At 33.2% G+C, this 21,960-nt stretch carries 22 protein-coding genes; 15 read left to right on the plus strand and 7 right to left on the minus strand.

The window, feature by feature from the left end; translation table 11 throughout:
* Positions 1-2 precede the first annotated feature (2 nt).
* The gene (locus Q0828_RS01570; protein ID WP_298417115.1) at positions 3-1,241 is read left to right on the plus strand and encodes a PepSY domain-containing protein; all 1,239 of its coding nucleotides are present in this window, start codon (positions 3-5) and stop codon (positions 1,239-1,241) included.
* 147 nt (positions 1,242-1,388) lie between these two features.
* On the opposite strand, the gene gldD is transcribed toward Q0828_RS01570, so the two are convergent.
* From gldD to mutY, 4 genes are read right to left on the minus strand one after another with little or no spacing between them, the layout of a single operon-like run.
* Positions 1,389-1,952, minus strand: a complete 564-nt coding sequence (gene gldD, locus Q0828_RS01575; RefSeq protein ID WP_298417117.1) for a gliding motility lipoprotein GldD — start codon at positions 1,950-1,952, stop codon at positions 1,389-1,391.
* Entirely contained in the window at positions 1,952-3,253 is a 1,302-nt protein-coding gene (locus Q0828_RS01580) for a gliding motility-associated protein GldE (protein ID WP_298417118.1), read from the minus strand. The genes gldD and Q0828_RS01580 overlap by 1 nt, the downstream gene beginning before the upstream one ends.
* 26 nt (positions 3,254-3,279) lie before the next feature.
* The gene (gene ssb / locus Q0828_RS01585) at positions 3,280-3,768 is read right to left on the minus strand and encodes a single-stranded DNA-binding protein (RefSeq protein WP_298417120.1); all 489 of its coding nucleotides are present in this window, start codon (positions 3,766-3,768) and stop codon (positions 3,280-3,282) included.
* A gap of 43 nt (positions 3,769-3,811) precedes the next feature.
* Positions 3,812-4,849 carry an A/G-specific adenine glycosylase gene (gene mutY, locus Q0828_RS01590; RefSeq protein WP_298417122.1) on the minus strand — a complete coding sequence of 346 codons (1,038 nt, stop codon included), beginning with the start codon at positions 4,847-4,849 and terminating at the stop codon, positions 3,812-3,814.
* Positions 4,850-4,980: 131 nt separating this feature from the next.
* Here mutY and Q0828_RS01595 point away from each other — a divergent pair, with 131 nt between their 5' ends.
* From Q0828_RS01595 to Q0828_RS01655, 13 genes are all read left to right on the plus strand, one after another.
* On the plus strand, positions 4,981-5,271 hold the full coding sequence (locus tag Q0828_RS01595) for an HU family DNA-binding protein (protein ID WP_007095511.1): 291 nt from the start codon (positions 4,981-4,983) through the stop codon (positions 5,269-5,271).
* Between the two features lie 337 nt (positions 5,272-5,608).
* Entirely contained in the window at positions 5,609-7,156 is a 1,548-nt protein-coding gene (locus Q0828_RS01600) for a ribonuclease E/G (protein ID WP_298417127.1), read from the plus strand.
* A gap of 70 nt (positions 7,157-7,226) precedes the next feature.
* On the plus strand, positions 7,227-7,646 hold the full coding sequence (locus Q0828_RS01605) for a PD-(D/E)XK nuclease family protein (RefSeq protein ID WP_298417129.1): 420 nt from the start codon (positions 7,227-7,229) through the stop codon (positions 7,644-7,646).
* 162 nt (positions 7,647-7,808) lie between these two features.
* Positions 7,809-7,991: a hypothetical protein gene (locus Q0828_RS01610; RefSeq protein WP_298417131.1), complete on the plus strand. Its 183-nt coding sequence runs from the start codon at positions 7,809-7,811 to the stop codon at positions 7,989-7,991.
* Positions 7,942-8,322 carry a hypothetical protein gene (locus Q0828_RS01615; protein ID WP_298417133.1) on the plus strand — a complete coding sequence of 127 codons (381 nt, stop codon included), beginning with the start codon at positions 7,942-7,944 and terminating at the stop codon, positions 8,320-8,322. Before Q0828_RS01610 ends, Q0828_RS01615 begins: the two co-directional genes overlap by 50 nt.
* Positions 8,319-9,005, plus strand: coding sequence for an alpha/beta hydrolase (locus Q0828_RS01620; RefSeq protein WP_298417135.1), 687 nt, complete (start codon positions 8,319-8,321; stop codon positions 9,003-9,005). Before Q0828_RS01615 ends, Q0828_RS01620 begins: the two co-directional genes overlap by 4 nt.
* A gap of 9 nt (positions 9,006-9,014) precedes the next feature.
* Positions 9,015-9,584: a Crp/Fnr family transcriptional regulator gene (locus Q0828_RS01625; protein ID WP_298417137.1), complete on the plus strand. Its 570-nt coding sequence runs from the start codon at positions 9,015-9,017 to the stop codon at positions 9,582-9,584.
* 204 nt (positions 9,585-9,788) lie between these two features.
* A complete protein-coding gene (locus Q0828_RS01630) occupies positions 9,789-10,238 on the plus strand; it encodes a carboxymuconolactone decarboxylase family protein (RefSeq protein WP_298417139.1) in 450 nt (149 codons plus the stop codon).
* 435 nt (positions 10,239-10,673) lie between these two features.
* Complete coding sequence (locus Q0828_RS01635) at positions 10,674-12,002, plus strand: OmpA family protein (RefSeq protein WP_298417141.1); 1,329 nt, start codon at positions 10,674-10,676, stop codon at positions 12,000-12,002.
* 55 nt (positions 12,003-12,057) lie between these two features.
* Positions 12,058-12,834: an ATP-grasp domain-containing protein gene (locus Q0828_RS01640; RefSeq protein WP_298417142.1), complete on the plus strand. Its 777-nt coding sequence runs from the start codon at positions 12,058-12,060 to the stop codon at positions 12,832-12,834.
* A gap of 81 nt (positions 12,835-12,915) precedes the next feature.
* Entirely contained in the window at positions 12,916-13,941 is a 1,026-nt protein-coding gene (locus Q0828_RS01645; protein WP_298417144.1) for a hypothetical protein, read from the plus strand.
* Between the two features lie 303 nt (positions 13,942-14,244).
* Positions 14,245-14,502, plus strand: a complete 258-nt coding sequence (locus Q0828_RS01650) for a hypothetical protein (RefSeq protein ID WP_298417146.1) — start codon at positions 14,245-14,247, stop codon at positions 14,500-14,502.
* A 20-nt stretch (positions 14,503-14,522) separates the two neighbouring features.
* Complete coding sequence (locus Q0828_RS01655; RefSeq protein ID WP_298417147.1) at positions 14,523-15,167, plus strand: diphthine--ammonia ligase; 645 nt, start codon at positions 14,523-14,525, stop codon at positions 15,165-15,167.
* On the opposite strand, the gene Q0828_RS01660 is transcribed toward Q0828_RS01655, so the two are convergent.
* A complete protein-coding gene (locus Q0828_RS01660; protein ID WP_298417149.1) occupies positions 15,168-19,265 on the minus strand; it encodes a lamin tail domain-containing protein in 4,098 nt (1,365 codons plus the stop codon). It lies immediately after the preceding gene.
* Positions 19,266-19,370: 105 nt separating this feature from the next.
* On the opposite strand from Q0828_RS01660, the gene Q0828_RS01665 reads away from it, so the two are divergent.
* Positions 19,371-19,841, plus strand: a complete 471-nt coding sequence (locus Q0828_RS01665; RefSeq protein WP_298417151.1) for a regulatory protein RecX — start codon at positions 19,371-19,373, stop codon at positions 19,839-19,841.
* A gap of 9 nt (positions 19,842-19,850) precedes the next feature.
* Here the strand turns inward: Q0828_RS01665 and Q0828_RS01670 are convergent, their stop codons facing one another.
* The gene (locus Q0828_RS01670; protein WP_298417152.1) at positions 19,851-20,720 is read right to left on the minus strand and encodes a cupin-like domain-containing protein; all 870 of its coding nucleotides are present in this window, start codon (positions 20,718-20,720) and stop codon (positions 19,851-19,853) included.
* Between the two features lie 109 nt (positions 20,721-20,829).
* A complete protein-coding gene (gene bioB, locus Q0828_RS01675) occupies positions 20,830-21,939 on the minus strand; it encodes a biotin synthase BioB (protein ID WP_298417154.1) in 1,110 nt (369 codons plus the stop codon).
* Positions 21,940-21,960: the final 21 nt, after the last annotated feature.

Below are 21,960 nucleotides of genomic sequence, written 5' to 3' on the forward strand. Positions count from 1 at the left end.
AGATGAAAAACACAAAACTAAACGCTTGGTTATGGAAGTGGCATTTTATTGCGGGAATGATTTCGTTGCCGTTTATTTTACTACTTTCCATTACTGGCGGAATATATCTGTTTAATGCAGATTACGAACAAGAAGCAAAAGCAGGACTACAAAAAGTGGTTGCAACAGAAAATCCAATTCGTTTTCAACAACAATTCGATTTGGTGAGCAAATATACTGGAAATAAACCAACTAGCATGACTATTCCGAGTAATACAAATGAAGCAACTGAGTTTATTTATGGACGTTTCGGTAAGAAAAAAAGTATATATGTGGATCCATACAAAGCGACCATTTCTGGGAATTATGCAGCAAAAAACACATCCATGTATACTGTTCGAAAATTACACGGAGAATTGCTAGGTGGTTCATTTGGGACAAAAATTGTGGAATTAATTGCCAGTTGGATGGTCGTTTTAATTTTGACAGGAATCTTTATTTGGTGGCCAGTTCGGAAATGGAGTTTGAAAGGATTGTTTACATATAGAACAAAAGTAGATAAAAGAACTTTTTATAGAGACCTACATGCAGTTACCGGATTTTGGATTTCTATATTTCTATTCCTTGTACTCGCTGGCGGGTTTCCTTGGACAGATGTTGTTGGAAGCAACTTTAAATGGTTACAAAAAGTAACAAATACAGGTTATCCTGAAACTTGGGATGGACGAAAACTACAATCTGAACTTACTGAAAAAACAATTTCTTTAGATGAAATGGTTACAATTGCGAAATCGTTAAATTTAAAAGGATCCGTTAGTATTGGTATTCCAAAATCATCAAAAAGCACCTTTAGTGTTTCTAACAAAACCATTGATTTACATGCGCAAAAAAAGTTTCATTTTGATCAATATTCAGGAGCACAAATTGTAAAAAATGATTGGAAAGATGTTGGTGTTTTAATGCGTGGTCGTATGTGGTTAATGGCATTTCATCAAGGTGAATTTGGTGCATGGAATTGGTGGTTACTATTGGGATTAGCTATTGTTTTAACCATTATGAGTGCAGCAGCTATTGTTTCATACCTTTTACGAAAACGTAAAGATTCATGGGGAATTCCAAAAGTGCCTGCAAAGTTTAAAGCTGGGAAAGGAATTGTATGCTTAATTATCTTATTAGGAATTATATTTCCATTATTTGGCGTAAGCATTGTATTGATTTATCTCTATGAGAAAATTAAAAATCGAAAGAAATCGTTAAACTAAATTAAACAAAAGAATCCTCAATTGTAATGATTGGGGATTTTGTTTAATATGTCAATTTGAAAATGTAATGATAGAAAAAATACCAGGAAGAAACTTAACTCGAAACTATAAAGCACTCATAATAAAACCACTAAAAGCAAAGCGGATCTAATTTTCCCACTCTAATGATTCAATCAACATACGAATATCTTTCTTCAAATAGACAACTGCAGGATAAATAGAATCGTAATTAGGTTTTGTATTAAAGTATAACGAACCTGTTAAGAAGTGTTTTGTACTATCTGTAACATAAAATTGTGCTTGTGAAGCAGCATTTCCCTCTACTTCATACACCATTCCATAGACACCTTGCTCTTTGTTTTCGTAAACAGTTGGCTCAATTGCGTCTGCTTTTACTGCATGTTCGTAGGTAAGTTTTTGAACATCTTCTAGCAATTGATTCAAGTTTCCATCAACTTCTATATATGACAAATGCAACGTTCCATTTAACGCTGGATAATCCAAATTCATCCAACAATCTTTCTTTGGAATCACTGTTGCTAATTGATTTTTTTCAAAAGTATACGGACAATCTGTTTGTATTTTAAAATACGTAGCTTCCGGATATTCCAAACTTAGAAATGCTTTTGGTTTTGGCAACACTTCTCCACCACATGAAATCATTAAAATACTAAGAACCGCAATACAACTTATATACTTAACTATTTTCATTATTTGAGTGTTACTTTTACTTGTTTCAATCGTTTGTTATCAATTACTTCTACGGTAAACGTATAGTTACCAAAATTTATTTTATCTGTTACTTTCGGAAATCCTCTAAATATTTCCAACACAAACCCTGCAATAGTTTCCGATTCACCTTTATGTGATTCAAATTCAGCAGGATCGTCCAAACCAATTACTTTATAAAAGTCTTTTAAATTGGTTTTTCCTTCAAAGACATAATTCTTGTCATCAAGTTTTGAGTAAATTAAATCTTCATCATCAAATTCATCACTAATATCTCCTACAATTTCCTCAATAACATCTTCTAAAGATACCAATCCAGAAGTTCCTCCATATTCATCAACCACAATTGCTAAATGAATTTTCTTTTCTTGAAATTCGCGTAGTAAATCATCTAACTTTTTATTTTCAGGAACGAAATAGGCATCACGCAAAAGCGTTGTCCATTTATAATTTTTGGCGTCAATATGTGGAATAAGGTCTTTTACATATAAGATTCCAGAGATTTCATCTAAACTCTCTTTATATACAGGAATTCGCGAATATCCTTTTCTAGTAATTTCTCTTAAAACGGTATCAAACGACATATCTTCTTTTATCGCAAATACGTCCATTCGCGGTTGCATTACTTGCTTGGTATCTGTATTTCCAAATGAAACAATTCCTTGTAAAATTTTCTGTTCTTCTTTTGTAGTTTCATCTTCAGAAGTTAATTCTAAAGCTTGTGATAATTGATCTACCGAAAGGTTCGAACGTTGCTTTCCTAATTTCTTTTCAATGAGTCCAGAAATAAAACTCATTGGCAAACTTATAGGTGTAAATATTTTATGTAAAAAGTTTAATGGATACGCCATCATTGCCGAAAACTTATGTTTATTTCGACTTGCATATACTTTGGGTAGAATTTCTCCAAAAAGCAAAATCAAGAAGGTTACAACACCAACTTCAATTGTCAAACGAATCCATTGTGTTTCAATTCCTTCAAAAAAAAGATCGCTTAATGAAGCAAATAATAAAACCGTTGTGATATTGATAAAGTTATTAGCAACTAAAATAGTAGCTAATAACTTTTTAGGTTTTCGAAGTAATTTTGCCACCAATCGTAAACGTGCAGAATCAGATGCTGAAGCTTCATTAACTTCTGTTTGTGACAAGGAAAAAAAAGCTACTTCTGCGCCAGAAATTAAGGCAGAGCAACCTAATAAGATACCAAAAAAAACAATCTTAAAAATCACAAGTCCGTTAAAGACTGTGGAAAAGATGATTATACTGGGTTCTGGATCCAAACTTTCAATGGTTAATTAAACTTCGATTAAAATGGTAGATCATCGTCTTCCTCAACTGGCGTAGCTTGTGGCGTTGTCTGTTGTGGTTGTGCTGGCTGAGCCGCTTGATGATTCGTAGCTGTATGCGTATTGCTCGCTGTATTATTTCCTGCATTCGCAGCGTTTCCTTGCGATTCTTGCTTGGTTGACAAAAAGGTGAAATCTGTAACTTGGACTTCCGTAGAATAACGCGTATTTCCGTCTTCACCTTGCCATTGTCTGTTTTTCAAACGACCTTCTACATATACTTTATCTCCTTTGCTCAAATATTTTTCACAAATTTCTGCAGCTTTATTACGAACCACAATATTGTGCCAGTCCGTATTTACAACGCGCTCTCCTGTTTGTTTATTTGTATAAGAATCATTGGTTGCTATTGGAAAACGACCAATACAACCGCCACCTTCAAAGTAATGCATTTTTACCTCATCACCCAAATGCCCTATCAACATTACTTTATTTAGTGTTCCACTCATGTTTTCAAATTTATATGTATAATCAAATGTACTAAAAAAACCTTTAAAAATTGAACGCTTCAATGAAGTTTCCAATCAAAATAGGTACTGGATATTTCCGAATTTCCTGCAAAGGTATTCCGTTTTTTAAATTATCCGTAGTTTCTATGATCCAAAATGTAGTATATAGATGTTGATGAGAGAGTTTGTGCACAATTGTTTTTTTGTTGAATTGTGTTATAGAAAAATCTTTCAGTTTTACAATTTCTTGAATTTCAGTCTGATGTTCCTCAATACTTTCTACTTCCTTTGTAGTTTCAAGCAGTGGAAATTGATACAATCCTTGCCAAATTCCTTTTCCTTTCCGTTCTTCTAAAAATGTTTCTTGTTCGTTAGAAATGATTACCAAAAAGTTGAACCAGCGGTTTTTTATCTTTGTTTTTTTCAGCTTGACTGGCAACATACCAACACGCTGATTTTTTAACCCTTCGCAACTTGAAGTTAACGGACAAATAATACAATATGGACTTTGCGGTTTGCATTGTACCGCGCCAAATTCCATAATTGCCTGATTAAAATTGGCAGGATCGTCATGATCTACCACTTCAAATGCTAATTTCTTAAACAACTTTACACCTTCCGTACTATTAATAGGAGTGTCAATATCAAAATAACGTGCTAAAACTCTGTATACATTTCCGTCTACAACAGGTGCAACTTCATCAAAACAGATAGAAGCAATGGCACTTGCGGTGTAATCTCCGACACCTTTTAACTTTAAAAGCGCTTTATAGGTGTTTGGAAACTGTCCATTGTAATTATCTACAATATCTTTTGCTGTATAATGTAAATTACGTGCACGCGAATAATAACCGAGTCCTTGCCAGAGTTTCAACACGTATGATTCTTCGGCTTTCGCCAGATCGTACACGGTTGGAAATGCTTCTGTAAACTTCTCATAATAAGGCAATCCTTGGGCTACTCGGGTTTGTTGTAGCATAATTTCTGAGAGCCAAATTCGGTATGGATCTTTGGTTTTTCGCCAAGGCAAATCGCGCTTATTTTGAAAATACCATTGTATAATTTCTTTGGAAAACTTCATCAAATTGAAATAATACGCAAAAATAAATCTTTATATCGTTAAATTTTAATCAATTAGAATATAAATATTATCTAATTAATTATATATTTGCATCCCTTAATTTTATAACGAATAAACAAAAATATATTAAAATGACGAAAGCGGACATCGTAGCAAAGATTTCAGAAAAATTAGGAATGGAAAAAGGTGATGTACAGGCAACTGTAGAAACTTTTATGGAAGAAGTTAAGAATTCTTTAGAGAGTGGAGACAATGTTTACTTAAGAGGTTTTGGTAGTTTCATTATCAAAACTAGAGCAGAGAAAACAGGAAGAAACATCTCTAAGAACACTACAATTAAAATCCCTGCACACAACATTCCTGCATTTAAGCCTGCAAAAGTTTTTGTTGAAGGAGTAAAGAGCAACGTTGAAGTAAAGTAATTGAAAAAATAATTTATTAATTAAAAACATAGAGCATTATGCCAAGTGGTAAAAAAAGAAAAAGACACAAGGTGGCTACGCATAAGCGTAAGAAGAGAAGAAGAGCTAATCGTCACAAGAAGAAGTAGTTTATAAATAACTACTTCTTTGTTCTATATAGATCTCTGATTTATATAAAGCAAAACGTTCTTTGAAAAAAAATTGCATACCAATAATGTAAGCACTTCTGTCTTGTGCTTACATTGGCGTGTGTATATTTTATTGGGTAAAAACAATACCTGTTGAAAATTGTTTAATCTATCCGTACATTTTATGTATAGATAAAAATTTTATCAGAGTGAATAAAGAATTAATAATTAGATCCAATTCCTCTGAAGTAGATTTTGCCTTGCTAAAGGATGGAAAACTTATAGAATTACATAAGGAAGAAGACAATAATGATTTCGCAGTTGGAGACGTGTTTCTTGCTAAAATAAGAAAACCTGTTTCAGGACTAAACGCAGCTTTTGTAAACGTAGGCTATGAAAAAGATGCCTTTTTACACTATCACGATTTAGGTCCACAACTCCCTTCCTTATTAAAATTTATAAAACGTGTAAGCACAGGTAAATTAAAAGATTTTACATTAAAAAACTTTCCTTTTGAACCAAATATAGATAAGAATGGTAGCATCATGGATGCTATAAAAGCCAATCAATCTTTACTTGTTCAAATTGTAAAGGAGCCAATTTCGACCAAAGGTCCTAGAATTAGTTCTGAACTTTCCATTGCTGGACGATATATTGTACTTGTTCCCTTTTCGGAGCGTGTATCTATATCACAGAAAATAGAAAGTAAAGAAGAAAAAGACCGATTAAAACGTTTGGTACTCAGTATCAAGCCTAAAGGTTTTGGCGTTATTGTACGTACAGTAGCTGAAGGCAAAAAAGTAGCTGAATTGGACCAAGACTTACAAAATTTGTTGACAAAATGGTCAACAATGTGTAAAAAGCTATATAAAGCTGAACATCCATCGAAGGTATTAAGTGAAATGAACAAAGCATCCTCAATATTGAGAGATATCTTTAACGAATCATTCACAGGAATTCAAGTAGATGATGAAGATCTTTATTACGAAATTAAAGAATACGTGCAGAAGATTGCACCAAAAAAAGAGTCTATTGTAAAATTGTACCAGTCAAAAGTTCCACTTTTCGAAAAGTATGGAGTAGAACGACAAATTAAAACCTCTTTTGGAAAAACAGTTTCCATGAGTAAAGGCGCTTATTTAGTTATAGAACACACAGAAGCTTTACACGTTATTGATGTAAACAGTGGAAACCGTTCTAACAAAGCCAAAACGCAAGAGGACACTGCATTAGAAGTAAACCTAATTGCCGCAAAAGAAATTGCTAGGCAACTACGATTGCGCGATATGGGAGGAATCATCGTTATCGACTTTATCGATATGACCAATGCAGAACATAGAAGAACTTTGTTTGATCATTTGAAGACAGAAATGAAAGACGACAGAGCGAAACACAAAATATTACCTCCTAGTAAATTTGGTTTGGTACAAATTACACGACAAAGAGTACGACCAGAAGTAAATATTAAAACGCGTGAACAAAATCCAAATGGTAGTGGTAGCGAAGTAGAAGCTCCTATTGTTCTCGTAGACAAAATTACAACTGATCTAGAAAGAATTTTAGCCAAGAAAGATGGCTTAAACGGAGTTACGTTAAACACGCATCCTTTTATTGCGGCGTATCTCACAAAAGGATTTCCATCCATCCGTTTTAAGTGGTTTATGAATCATAAAAAATGGATAAAAATATTACCAAGAGATGCTTACACGTATCTAGAATATCGTTTTAAAGATAAAAACGATGAAGTTTATAAATAACAAAAAGCGACCAGTTATGGTCGCTTTTTTTGTATGTGATGTTTTTCATATATTTAGAAAAATCATTTAAATGAAAGATGGCTTATTAACGGATTTCTTAGCCTTAGAAATACCAACCGTAAAAGTTCCTCCTGATGGATTTCTCGAAATTATTGGCTTAAGCCACTACGAAACTATCAATAGCAGAATTTATTCTTACTTTCTAGATCAAGAGAAAAACGAAAATATTTCAAGCTTATTTATATACTCTCTCGCTGAAATAATTTTAGAAAAAACAGGCAAGAGTATAATTATTGACACTTTCGAAGTTTTTACTGAAGTTTCAACAACTAAAGGTCGGATCGATATAGTTATTGAGGATTGTAATAATAAAAGTGTTATCATTATAGAAAATAAAATTTATCATCATTTAAACAATCCATTATTAGACTATTGGAAACATTATAAATATAAAAATAAGTTAGGCATCATACTAACATTAAAACCTTAATCAATTCCAGTTGAATTAAATGAGAAATTTATCAATATTACTCATATAGAATGGATAAATAAGGTTAAAAAGAATGGCTTACCAGCTAATATTGAATTAAAACTTTACACATATTTAAATGATTTTATTCAAACAATAGAGAACTTAACCAATACGAAAAATATGGATGAGCAAACTAAATTTTATTTCAAACATGCAAAAAAAATAGAAAAAGCTGTTAGTACTTTTAAAGGAGCTGTGAAGTTTATATCTGAGCAAATAGATATAGTAGCTTCTGAACTCAATCTTTCTTCTTATGGGAAGAATGATTCTTGGAGAAATATTTGGGATAAAGAAAAAAAATAGGCAAACTTACTACACAATTATTTTCAAAGATTTATTAAACGGAAAGAACAAAATATCTATAATTATTGAGCTTCAGAAAAATGACAAAAATAAAATTCCTTTAATTAAAGAAAAGCTAAACAAAGACATTCACTATCAAAACCTTAACAAAAATGGATATGCACGTGGCAATTATATCCATTTTCTAAGTAAGAGCTATACTTTAGAAGAAGAACAGATAGAGAATTTAAGTGATTTTATAGTTGACAAGATTAAAAGTGAATTTGAATCTATTATGAATAAACTTTTAATGATAATTGATTCGGCAAATTTAAAATCAAATACATTTTGAAACAAAACCTACTCCTACTTCACGGCGCTTTGGGAAGCGAAGTGCAATTGAAACCATTGCAACAACTACTTGCAAACGATTTTAATGTACATACATTGAACTTTGAAGGTCACGGCGGACGTACTTCAGATGATGGATTTGACATGGAACGCTTTGCCGATAATATTGTTGAGAAGCTTCAAACAATAGGAATTTCTCAAACACATATTTTCGGCTATAGTATGGGTGGTTATGTAGCGCTAACTTTAGCCAAAAAACATCCTGAGTTGATTGATAAAATAGTGACATTAGGAACTAAATTCAATTGGAGTTTGGAAAGTGCACAACAAGAAGTTAAGATGTTGAATCCTGAGAAGGTTGAAGAAAAAGTACCAGCTTTTGCAAATCGATTACACGAATTGCATCAACCAAATAATTGGAAAGAAGTCATGAACAAAACAGCTTCGATGATGTTAGACTTAGCAAATGGAAAAAAGTTAACGAATGATGATTTACATCAAATTCAACATAAAACACTGATCGGAATTGGCTCATTAGATAACATGGTTTCGGTAGCAGAATCTGAAAATGCAGCCACACAACTACCAAACGGAATATTAAAAATCATTGAAGCAATTAAACATCCAATTGAAAAAGTAGATGTGAATGTTTTGGCAACTTTTATTCGTGATTTTATTGTTTAATTATTACCCATGAAAGCACAATTAGCCAGTTATTTAAATCGATACAGTTCTTTCTCCCTCAAGGAAATTGATATTATTTTTGATACACTTTCAGTTCAAAAATTTCAGAAAAAAGAGTTCTTACTTGAACAAAATCAAGTGTGTAAGTATCGATTTTTTATTATTGAAGGTTTGGTGCGTTATTTTAGAACTGATCATGACGGCAATGAAAACATAAGTTTGTTTGGAATTGAAAATTGGTGGATTACGAATTTAGACAGTTTTATAAATAAAATTCCTTCCCAAAACGCGATTCAAGCTATCGAAAAAACAACTGTTTTATATATTTCTAAAGATGATTTAGAGTTGTTATATTTTAAGATTCCAAAATTGGAACGCGCTTTTCGAATCATCACAGAAAAAACACTAATTGCCATTCTTCGAAAAGATGAAATCTACATGAAACAAAACAGCAAAGAACGTTATTACAACCTTGTAGATACGATTCCTAACTTTGTGCAACGCGTTCCCCAATATATGATTGCTTCATATTTAGACATTACTCCAGAATATTTAAGTGAGATTCGAAAAAACAGGTAGCGTATGTTTTAAAATTTATTCCTATACTAGAGTTTTTTTGATTGAAGTCAAGAATCTAGATAGGAGGTTTTTTTAAAGCATCATTGCAAAACGTTTTATAAAAAAACAAAGTTCTTTTTAACTCATTTTTCACTTTCTTAAGATACCTTAAGGAGTTTCAGACACGTTGTAGACTAGTTTTACAGAAACAATAAATTATACAACATGGAACGAATTTCATACGGAGATATTCCCACAGGAATGTTTGATTATTTACGAAAAACAGAAGACTTTATTGAAAAATCTAGCTTAGAAAAACAACTTTTAGAACTTATTAAATTACGAGTTTCTCAAAAAAATGGTTGTGCATACTGTGTAGATATGCACTACAAAGAATTAAAAAAAACAGGCGAAACCGAACTCAGACTTTCTTCTGTATGTGTTTGGGAAGAAACACCTTACTTTACTGAAAAAGAACGCGCTGTGTTAGCTTTTGCCGACAGCTTAACAAAACTACACAGAACTCCTTTTCCTGATGAAGTATACAACCCGCTTTTAAAATTCTTTTCCAAAGAAGAAATTTGCATGGTTACACTTACCATTACACAAATAAACACATGGAATCGCTTAATGAAAACTTTTTTATTTACACCAGGCAACTATGTAGCAACCTAATAGTAAAACGACCAAGTTTGGTCGTTTTTTGTGTTTAAAATCCACAATACTTCTTATCCCACATTCCTATTCAAGTGATAGAATGAGCATATAGCGATGCTGCTTTATTTTTTTATTAAAACAATCTTATCTTACGCAGCGCATAAAGACCTAATTATTATTGCGGTTAGCAATTTGGCACTAATTGGCATTTTTATCGTGTAAAACATATACTTACATAGAATTAGCAACTAAGTTATTTACTCAGACTAAAAGTTAAAAGTTTATCTAGCCAGATATTACTAAAATTGTTTTCCGAGGATTCAAGTAAAAATCTAAGACCATACTAACTTTACTGTTTTTCAGTGTAACAATTAACAATAATTGACACCAATAAGTTGAATCCTATCAATATATTTGTGTTGTACCAACATCACTTAAAACGATAAAACAAATATGAAATTACATCTTTCTCGGATATTCTTACTTTTTGGAATTCTATTAGTATCTTCAACTGCTTTATTCGCGAGACAAAATCCTTCTATGGAAATTCTTACCAAAGAAATTAGACAAGGATATAATTTTGAAGTCAAAGCCAATGGAAATGCTTCACTAGATTCAAAAGCTTGGATCGGAATTTTTAAACTTGATGCAGGCACCAACTATGAAACCTATGAATATATTGGAAATGAAGAAGGCAAAGTAATTACGTTAAAAGCTCCTATTATTGCTGGCAATTATGAATTACGATTTCATGATACCGATCCTGGAAAAGTTATCAAAAAAATGAAATTTTCTGTAATTTCTACACAACCACATGAATACGACTTAACAATTGTAACACAAGAAATAAATCCTTCTAGTTCATTTCAAGTACATATAAAAACGAATTTTGATATTGATAAAGATGCATGGATTGGAATTTTTAAAGAAGAGCTCCCAAAAGACAAACTCACATACGAATCTTATAAATATATAGGCAACAAAAGAGAAAATACAATAAGCCTTACGGCACCAAGCAAACCAGGCGATTATGCACTTCGTTATTATTCTTCAGATCCCGGCGGGTTAATTGCAACACTTCCATTTAGAGTAGGAAGTCCTGATTTACCTGGAATTGGTTTTAATACAGATAAAAAAGTCTACAAAGCAGCAGAAGAAATTACTGTTACTTACACAGGACATGAAAAACTACAAGAAACTGCTTGGATTGGTATGTATAAAGTAGACGCAAAAGAAGATACGTATAGTAGATATCTTGAATATTTTTATTTGAATCCAAAACTGAAAGGAAGCCTAACTTTTAAAGCTCCAACAACAAAAGGAAAATATAAATTTCGCATGTTTTATGCAGAAACTGGTCCACAAGTATTAGAAGCTGTTCATTTTGAAGTTTCAAATTCATTAGACGAAAATTATTTAAAGAAAACATTAGATACAAAAGGAAAAGTAACACTTTACGGAATTTATTTCGACACTAATAAAAGTATTATTAAACCTGAATCGTTTGCGCTTATTGAAGAAATTGCCAAAATGTTAAATGCTGATACTTCTGTGAAAATCCAAATTGAAGGACATACTGACACGCAAGGAGATAATGGATATAATCAAATGTTATCTGAAAAGCGAGCTGCAGCAGTTGCCAACTTACTTATAGAAAAATATAACGTTTCGAAAAATCAATTACAGCATAAAGGGTTTGGAGAAACAAAACCAATTGGTGATAACAAAACAGCTTCTGGAAGAGCCAAAAACAGACGTGTTGAATTGAAAAAAATTGATTGACACACTCTAAAAATATATTTTTAACTACTAATTGTAAATCATCCACTAAAAACATATGCTTTTTTTAGTTCAATCTAATATTTATACTGATCCGGATCATGATCGTATTTTTGACGCGTTGCACGATTTGAATATTCCGTATGAAAAAATTGAATTGAATTCAGAAACACAAGAAATTACGATTGAAGCCAATCGTTCTGATGTTTTTGTATATGGTTCTGTAAAATTAGCACGACTCGCGAAAGCAAATACACATTGGAATCCAGGTTCATTTTATGGTGGCAATCATCAGTATAAAATATATGCTGAATATTATAAAGACAACTTACTGAATTATGACGTAGAAATATTTTCATTTAAAAATTCTATTGCTTGGAAACCAAACGAACAAAAGTTCATTAAACCTTATAAAGATGCTAAAATTTTTACAGGAAAAGTGTTTACAGAAACGAAATGGACTGATTTTGTGCAACAATCACTTGAGAATCCGAAGACACCATTGTTGAATTCAGAATCGTTGATACAAGCGTCTATTCCCAAAGACATATATAAAGAAGCGCGCTTGTGGATTGTTGGCGGACAAATTGTAGCCGCTGTGTATTATAAATTTAATGGTGATGCTGTGTTTGAAGCCGAAGTTTCCTCAGAAGGAATTGATTTTGCAAAACAAATGATTCAAATTTACGAGGTTGCCGAAGCTTTTGTAATGGATATTTGTCTCACAAATTACGGTTGGAAGATTGTAGAAATCAATTGTATCAATAGTGCCGGATTTTATCCAAACCTCAACGTACATAGTCTGATAAAAGCATTGAATATTTATTTTTCCTAGAGCACATATACGCAACTCTTCGTATTGATTTCTCTACAAAGAGTTTTTATTTTTACTTTAAAAATAATTCTTCACAATCTCATGCAGAAAAAGTTAACACAGAAAGATATAAATAAGCTTCGAAAAAAATTAAGCTTTGTTGCTCTATTTTCCATTGTAGTTATTGCTATTTTCTCAGCAATCTATTTTTTTGCTCTAAAAGATTTCTCATCAAAAAGTGATGGTTTTGATTATATTCCTTTGGTGATATTTGGTGTTTTTGGATTAATATTCGCAGGTATTATCGGCTATTTAGCATGGTCAATAGTCCAGGATATAAAGACAGGAGTTAAAAACTGTTTTGAAGGAATTGTTGAAGATAAAAAACTTAACATTCGTCATAATTCATCAAGTCATGCTGGCGCTAGAGGCTCAAAAAGTCGATCGAGCAGTACAAAACGTGATTATTTTATTGTTGTTGATGGAAAAGAACACAAAGTAGAGTATGAAATGTATAACTATGTAAGTGTTGGCGATCTAATTTATTTTGAAGTTACACCAAAATCTGAAGTTATATTGCATTATGAAATACTCGAAGAAGTTGTTACAGAATCAAAACACGCCAAACGTTATTCGAGAAATAATTATCCGAATTCAAAAATTAGAAAAGCTCCGTTAACAAGAGAAGATAAAGATTCTCTGGAAGGTTTTTACAAACAAAAAACACGTTATCGCTTCAAAATTATTGCTTTTATAGCACTTCCTATTATTGGTTTATTCTTAAATGGTTTAGGAACATTATTGGTGTTTCTTTTTCCATTGCCTTTACTTTTAATCTATCAATTATATAAATTACTCACTTTTCATTTAAAATATAAAAAAGCAGTTGCAGAAGGAAGAAAAAAATTAGTCACCACGCAAGTTACCGATAAACTTCTCACAACTATTTCTAAAAACAATCACGCTAAGAGAAGTAAACGAACGCTCAAAACTACTTACGGATTGGTTAAAGTTCCTGAAATGGTATATACAAAAGTCAACTCGGGAGACGAAATTATTATTCACGAAGCATTGCATTTATCAAGCATTATAGGTATTTCTGTGGACGAAACTTATTATGCTTTTTAAGATTTTTCAAAGTGCTTTTTGTGGAATAAATATATTTAAATAGACTATATTTCATTAGAAATTTTAAAAACCTCTTATTCGTCTTTTTATGAGTTCGCCACATAAGTTCAGTGAATCAATAGTTAATGCTAAAAAACACTCCTTACCGGAACAATTCATTTCACAGAAACAGTTGACAACTGGACAATAGAGGTTGACGCTAAATGGAATCGTAGGATTAACAGAATCACAATCAAAGCAAGAAATTCAGATCTTCAAGAAAATTTTCCTTCTTGCAAACTTTTTAAATCGAATTTTCTAACCATGTTATCATACATATGGCTCGTTCGAAATGAAGCTTATAGTTTTAAAGGTAAAGAAAGTCATTTTTCAGATGTTTTACTGAGCAGCGCTTGTACAATTCCTTTAATGGAAACTAAAAACCCATTGATCAAATTAGAAGGCCCACAACTCATTTTTTCTGGAGGAGTTAGAACAAAAGACCACAAAAGTCTTTCAAATGTTTTTATTTTGTTTCAAATGTTATTGGGTGAAATTGATGACGTAATCCATTATGATTAATTTTTTACATATATAAACACATGAAACTACTTTGTTCTTGGTCTGGCGGAAAGGATTCTTGTTACGCATTGATGCAAATGCAACACAAACCAATTGTGTTATTAAATGCTTTAAACGAAAATGGTGAAATTAGTCGTTCGCACGGACTTTCTAAAGAACTGCTACATGCACAAGCAACTGCTTTAGGCGCTTCTATTCACTTTATCTCGGCAACTTGGAGTGATTACACAAATAAGTTTATTAACAAACTTAAAACGCTTACAAATCAATATAAATTGAGTGATGCTGTTTTTGGTGATATTGACATTCAATCACATCGCGACTGGGAAGAAAGTGTTTGTAAAGCTGCAAATATAAAGTGTAATTTACCGCTTTGGCAACAAAATAGAAGAACACTTGTTACAGAAATGATTGATGCGGGAATTGTTGCCATGATTGTTTCTTGCAATGATGATTTAGGACACGACTTTTTAGGTAAAATCATTAACAAAGAAACGATTGAATTGTTAGATGCAAAAGGTGTTGATATTTGCGGTGAAAACGGTGAATTTCATACAGTAGTGCTCGATTGCCCACTTTTCAACAAACCTATTGAAGTAATCAAAGGTGAAAAAATGAGCAATGGAACTGGTTATAATTTTATTCAATTATCGCTTTCCGAATAGCTATCGTGTTATTTTCTTTGTAATCGAGCCTTTTTCCGTATCAATCACTACAATATACACACCTGAAGCTTGTTCATTTAGTGATATTTTTTGATTCATATCATTTATAGAATTAATTTTTGTGCCCAACATAGAATACACAGTTGCACTATTGATTGCTACTCTAGTTTGTTGTTTTATTTCTAGTTCATTGTTATTGTTTAAATAAACTGCGATAGCATCTTCCGGCAACACCTCATCAACACTTAGCGTAACTTCTTCAACAAATTGCAATTGAAATCTATCTGGAAAGATTCCGTCTGTAGTTGTAAATGTATAATCGGCTAATTTTAAATCGTGAATAAGGTTTAATTCTAAATCTTTTAGATAGATGTTTGTAGTGTTTAATATTCCATCTACGTCACCAAGACCAATAGTTAAATCGCCTAATATTTGCGAATCGTATCCTAACGGAACAATGTCATTTACAGTAAATGTTGGACGACCTTGAATTCCATATTCAAACGAAGCATCTTTTGAATATATACATACATAGTTTGATCCTTTTAATCGGATTCCGTCATATAATCTATCTTTTTGAAGTGTTGCATCGTCAAAAAATCCAATCAACGTTTCACTAAAAAAACCTTCACTGTTAGTTAGTTGTACCCAAACTCTATCTTTCTCATCAGTTGTGTTATTTTCATCAGTATTTGATCTGTAAAAATCATTATTACTGTATGTATTACTTCGCATACTATTATTAAATGTAACTGTTCCAGCTGTAATTGCTTCTAAGAAAAATCCTTGTCCTGAAGCTATAAAACCTGTTGGCGCCGTACTTCCACTCACAGAACTTGTCCCAATTCCCCCAACAGTATTATACATTGCATAATCATCTGTACTATAATTAAAAGCAAATGGCCCTGGATTTGAAGGAGAAACATCATCTACATGTGTCCAAAAATATAATGTTCCTGTAATATTTGTATTAAACGCAACAAAATCATCAGCGCTTATAGCCGAAGGATATGGATTTCCAACCAGATTCCAATCGTCATCAGTATCTGTTGCATCTGCACTTAAACTTATAGGCGTTGTAATGACACCATTAGTAACGGTTCCGCTAAATATAATAGATTCAGTTCTTGGAAAACTTCCTGTTGTTGGTCCCATAGCCGCATATCCAACTCCGGAATCCATTGTGTTTGTAGAGGCTTCTGCGCTCCAAACGTCGTTATTATCATCAACTTCATCATCGTCTAAATCTTCATAATTTGCAGCAACGTAACTATATACACGATCTAATCGCCAACCACTTAAAGCGGAACCAATTGTAGCATTTGTTATAGGTGATGACCAATACGTGTAATCATATTGTTCAAATGAAGTTGTTGTTTTTTCTACGTTGATTATTCCTGTTCCGTTTAGCGTTACATTTCCAGTATCGTCTACCATGACAAGTGAACCTTCATGATTAATAGTAAGAACTCCTGTATTGTTTACTGTAAGATCATTTTCAATATCAATATACGTTCCAGCTGGAATTGTAGCTGTAACGCCGCTATCAATTGTTAAGGAACATATTGTAATATTTCCATCGGTTGATGTATCATAATCTCCTGTTAACGTAGCGATTCTTGACCTGTCTGGATTTCCATTACTCCATGAAGATCCATTCCAAATAGTAACACCTTCTTCATGTTCTCCTAAATATGGGTTTGTACCAGAAACAGGGCTTTCTACTTCTGTATCTGTAAACTCAATCCAATCGTTGATATCCCAAGTTGTAGACGGTCCAGAAGCTACACAGGAATTTCTCACAAAGCATCTGCGATCGCCCCAAGTTGTTCCATCTCCAATTACATCTACTCTATTTACCCAAGAATTACTATCTAAGCTTGTGGTTATGATTACCAAATCGTCTCCACTAAACAAACTTGCCGCCGCTGGAAAATCAAACGTAGGATTTCCATCGTATCCAGTTTCACCAGGAGAAGCATAAGCTGGCAATATAGCTCCAACTTCTCTGTACCGTCGTACTTCACCTACTGCCATATCTGTAGATATTAACACGTTATTATTGAACGATGGAGAAGCTGCATTTGAAGGATCTGCCGAAGCTGGACTATCAGCATCTGCGTTATTCAATACAACTATGTAATATGCATTTGCTGGAATTACGCTACCACTTACATTTTTTACTTCTATCCATTTATTAAGAGAAGTTCCTTCATAATATTGCGTAATCATAATATCATTAGAACCTGCTCCATCATTATCTGTTATAGTTAGTGTATGCGTACTATTTGTTCCGATAGATGGCGTTGTTCCTCCTGAAACATTTTGCAAGTTTAAAATCACTGTTTCACTTGACTCTGTTACTGCATCATCATTTGAAATGTAAATAGTTACACATTCATTTGTAGAGGATCCCGCAGGAAATGTGAGCGTTACAGGAAACGAAATCGCAGCTGGTGTTCCGGCTCCATCATCATAATCAGTTCCGTTAGTTGCGGTGCTTCCACCATCAAGTGCAACTTCAACAGTTGTTGCTGTTGATCCACTAGGATTGGTAATTTCGACACATATATCTATAAATAATCCATCTTCTGCAAATGTTGAACTCGTAGCAACAAAAGCTACTTGCGTGCTTGCACATGGCGACAATAAGGAATTCGTTCCTGGCGAACCACCAATAGTAACTTCTTGCCAATTGGTTCCTGTATCAGAATTATCTAGTGTAGCATCAACAACATGTAATGAAGCATCATTACCATCAGCTCCATCGGCATCATCATAGGTAACTACATCAGCAACCGTAGTTCCATCTGCCGCAAAGAGTGTAATTGTTGATGCCGAAGGATTATTAGGTAAGTTATTCGTACTACTTGTACTGGCATCTTCTCCTTCATCTGGTGTAAAATTACAACCAGGATTGTATGTTCCATCTCCATTACTTCCCAAAGATATCGTAATACACGCGCCATCAGCTATAGTTGCGCTTACGCTAAAAGTATGCTCTGTAGTTCCATCAACATCAATAATGTATGAGTTTAAGTTTTGTGTGCTTCCTGAAATATTACAAATTTCTATCCATTCATCATCTGTACCAGATGTATTATACATAATTTCTGTAATGATTACATCTGCTGTAGGTGGTGTATTTACATCAAGTTGCACAGAATCATTACTCCAAACGCCGCCAGTTCCTCCATAGGTAAATAGGCAGCTATTTAATCTAAAACGACTTGCATAATAATATGTTCCTACTGCTAAACTTGAACCAATTTCCGCAATGAATTCGTCATTACTCCCTGATTGTGTATTGAATGTTGCCGCAATCCATGTCCAACCAGCGTCAACACTCGGGTCATTATTTGTAGTATTGTAACCAATCCAAGCTTCTATTCCGGCTCCGGCTCCGGCGGCTTCAGTTATACCTAGTTCAAATACTTGTGCCGTAACATTAAATGTATCTCCAACTGTTATTGTCTGTGGAGAAGATGTTGGCGATTGAATATTTCCCGTATCAACAGCATCTGTACAGGTTGATGTTACTGATCCGTTTACAATGATATCATTTCCAGAACCTTCAAATCCTCCAGAACCACCTGTAGCTTCCGCCCAACCATAAATTCGGTATGTGACAGCTGCTGTGTTTCCTGTTTGACTAACCGTAAATGTGATTACTTGCGTACTGCCATTATCGGCAATTGCCATTTCAGTGTCAATATTGGCGGCATAACTATCAATAGAACTCCGCAAGGCTAGTCCTCTGGGTCCAGTTCCTGAACGTTGCACATTAAAAACCATTGTTGTTACACTAAATTCGTAACCGCTGTTAGGCGTAATTGTAAATTCCATGTAATCATTTCCAGATACTGCATTTGCTATGCTAGTTGTTGCCCAAGATTGAGCATTAAATCTGTTTGCGTTGTTAGATGCTGTAAGTCCACTACCTCTAGTTATAGTTGAAGTAGATAGGTTTGCATCATTTGAATTTGATACCGCTGAAGCTTCATTCCCTGTTAATCCATTGAACTCAAATGTTATTATTTGAGCTTGACCAATAAAACACATTAGAAAAAAGAAAACGGGGGCTATTTTTTTTTTCATCACTGCTACATTTAATACCCTATCAAGATACTAGATTATTTACTAATTATCAAAATATTAAAAACTTGTTTGTGTAAATAAATAGTTATTCTTTTGTAAACCTGTATGAAAAGTGAATCGTATTCTGTTACCGAAGCCAAGTTAAAACTGCAACAATTTTGTGCATATCAAGATCGTTGTCATAAAGAAGTTGTAGAGAAATTACAAAAAATGAACATGATCCCTGAAGCAATTGACATCATTGTTTCTGAGTTGATTCAAGATAATTTTTTGAATGAAGAACGCTTTGCAAAGAGCTTTGCCAGAGGCAAGTTTCGAATTAAAAAATGGGGACGTATACGTATTACCAGAGAATTAAAACTTCGCAATATTTCCAAGTATAACATTGATACTGCTTTGAAAGAAATTGAGGAAACTGATTATTTACAGACACTTCACGAACTCGCTGAGAAACGAGTAAAAGCGGTTAGAGAGACAAATCCGTTTAAACGAAAGAAAAAAATTGCCGATTATTTATTTTACAGAGGCTGGGAAGCACATTTGGTCTATGAAAAGATAAATGAACTTGTACAATAAAAAACACGTTTATAAAATTCTATTTTTTTTGTGCGTTCTTGTAATTGCTTGCTCATTTTTCCAATCGATCCATTTTTGACCTTTTATTCTGCGCATTAAGTTATCATAATTTCGCATTACAAATAAATTATAAACTGCTTTCCCTAAGTTTTTAGGATTTTTAGCAATAGAGCGCAAACTCATTGAAAAGCCAGGCGTTAGGTATTTCATATAATGCCAATATCCTTCGGGCATGTAGAGTATGTTTCCATGTTCTAAATTTGCGATATATCCTTTTGCTTTTTCCAAAGCTGGCCATTTTTCAAAATCAGGATTAGAGAAATCAATATCTTCTCTAACAATTAAAGAGTGCGGAATTTTATATAGAAAGTTGTTTTGTTTTTGATCAAATAGAATGCATTGTTTTTTTCCTTCAAAATGAAAGTGAAATATGTTTGCCAAATCAATATCATAATGCATAAATGTATGTGAATTTGTTCCTCCAAAGAACAGCATTGGCAATGATTTCATTAGTTTTAAACCAAAATCAGGATATGAAAAATCATTTTGGAGTGAAGGTATTTCTTTTAGAATATTCCATAGAAAAATACGATATTTTGTAGGTTCTTTTTTGAGTAAGTCTACATATTCCGCCATTTTCATTTTTGCATGCGGCTCGTTAAAACCGTCTTTATAATCTACAGGTCTGTCGTCATATAAAGGAACTTCCATATCACCCGCAATTTCTTTCATATAGTCCAAACTCCATTTTTGATATGCAGGCCAATCTTCAATAAAATTTTCTATCACCACAGGTTTTTGTGGCTTAAAGTAATTTTTGATAAAGTCTTCTTTGGTAATTGTTTTAACCCTTGGAATTTCTTGCAGATTCAATTTCAAAATTCTAACGTTTATTCTAGCTAAGTTAATAAATTGTTACGAAAAAATATTTTTAAAGCTAAAAAAAGAGCTCATTTCTGAGCCCTTTGTTTTTATATTTAGATACTCTTTATTGTTTTTTCTCTAATACCGCTGCTTTCATTTTTTCTTTTGCTTCTTCATTTCGATCAATTTTATGATCAGGTCTTGACCATTTTGGTTTTTCACCTAATGATTCGTATTGAGAATCTTTTGCTTCTACCGTTTGCGGTTGTACTTTTTTGGTAAATGGCTTTTGAGGATTTAATCCTAGCATTTCAAACATTTTCATGTCTTCATTTACATCAGGATTTGGTGTTGTTAGTAATTTATCCCCTGCAAAGATTGAGTTTGCGCCTGCAAAGAAACACATCGCTTGTCCTTCTCTACTCATGCTTGTTCTTCCTGCTGATAAACGTACTTGCGTTTCAGGCATTACAATTCGTGTTGTAGCTACCATACGAATCATTTCCCAGATTTCTACTGGTTTTTCATCTTCTAATGGTGTTCCATCAACTGCAACTAACGCATTGATTGGCACAGATTCTGGTTGTGGATTTAGTGTAGATAAAGCCACTAACATTCCTGCTCTGTCTGCTACAGATTCTCCCATTCCTATGATTCCACCACTACAAACTGTTACATTTGTTTTACGAACATTTTCAATCGTTTCTAAACGATCTTCGTATCCACGTGTTGAGATTACTTCTTTATAGTATTCTTCCGAAGAGTCTAAGTTGTGATTGTATGCGTATAATCCGGCTTCAGCCAAACGTTTTGCCTGATTTTCCGTCACCATTCCTAACGTACAGCAAACTTCCATATCTAGTTTGTTGATCGTACGTACCATTTCTAATACTTGATCAAATTCTGGTCCGTCTTTTACATTACGCCAAGCTGCTCCCATACATACACGCGAACTTCCTGATGCTTTAGCTCGTAAAGCTTGTGCTTTAACGTGGCTAACTTTCATTAAATCGTTTCCTTCAATATCAGTATGGTAACGTGCCGCTTGTGGACAATAGCCACAATCTTCTGGGCATCCACCCGTTTTTATAGATAATAATGTAGACACTTGTACTGTGTTTGGATCGTGATGTACTCTGTGCACAGTAGCTGCTTCATATAGCAATTCCATCATTGGTTTGTTGTAAATTGCAATGATTTCTTCTTTAGTCCAATTGTGTCGAATGTTGTTCATAAAAAAGTTAGTTTGGTGACA

Origin of the sequence: uncultured Kordia sp. (assembly GCF_947496985.1) — a bacterium.
In the GTDB taxonomy this organism is placed as follows: Bacteria; Bacteroidota; Bacteroidia; order Flavobacteriales; family Flavobacteriaceae; genus Kordia.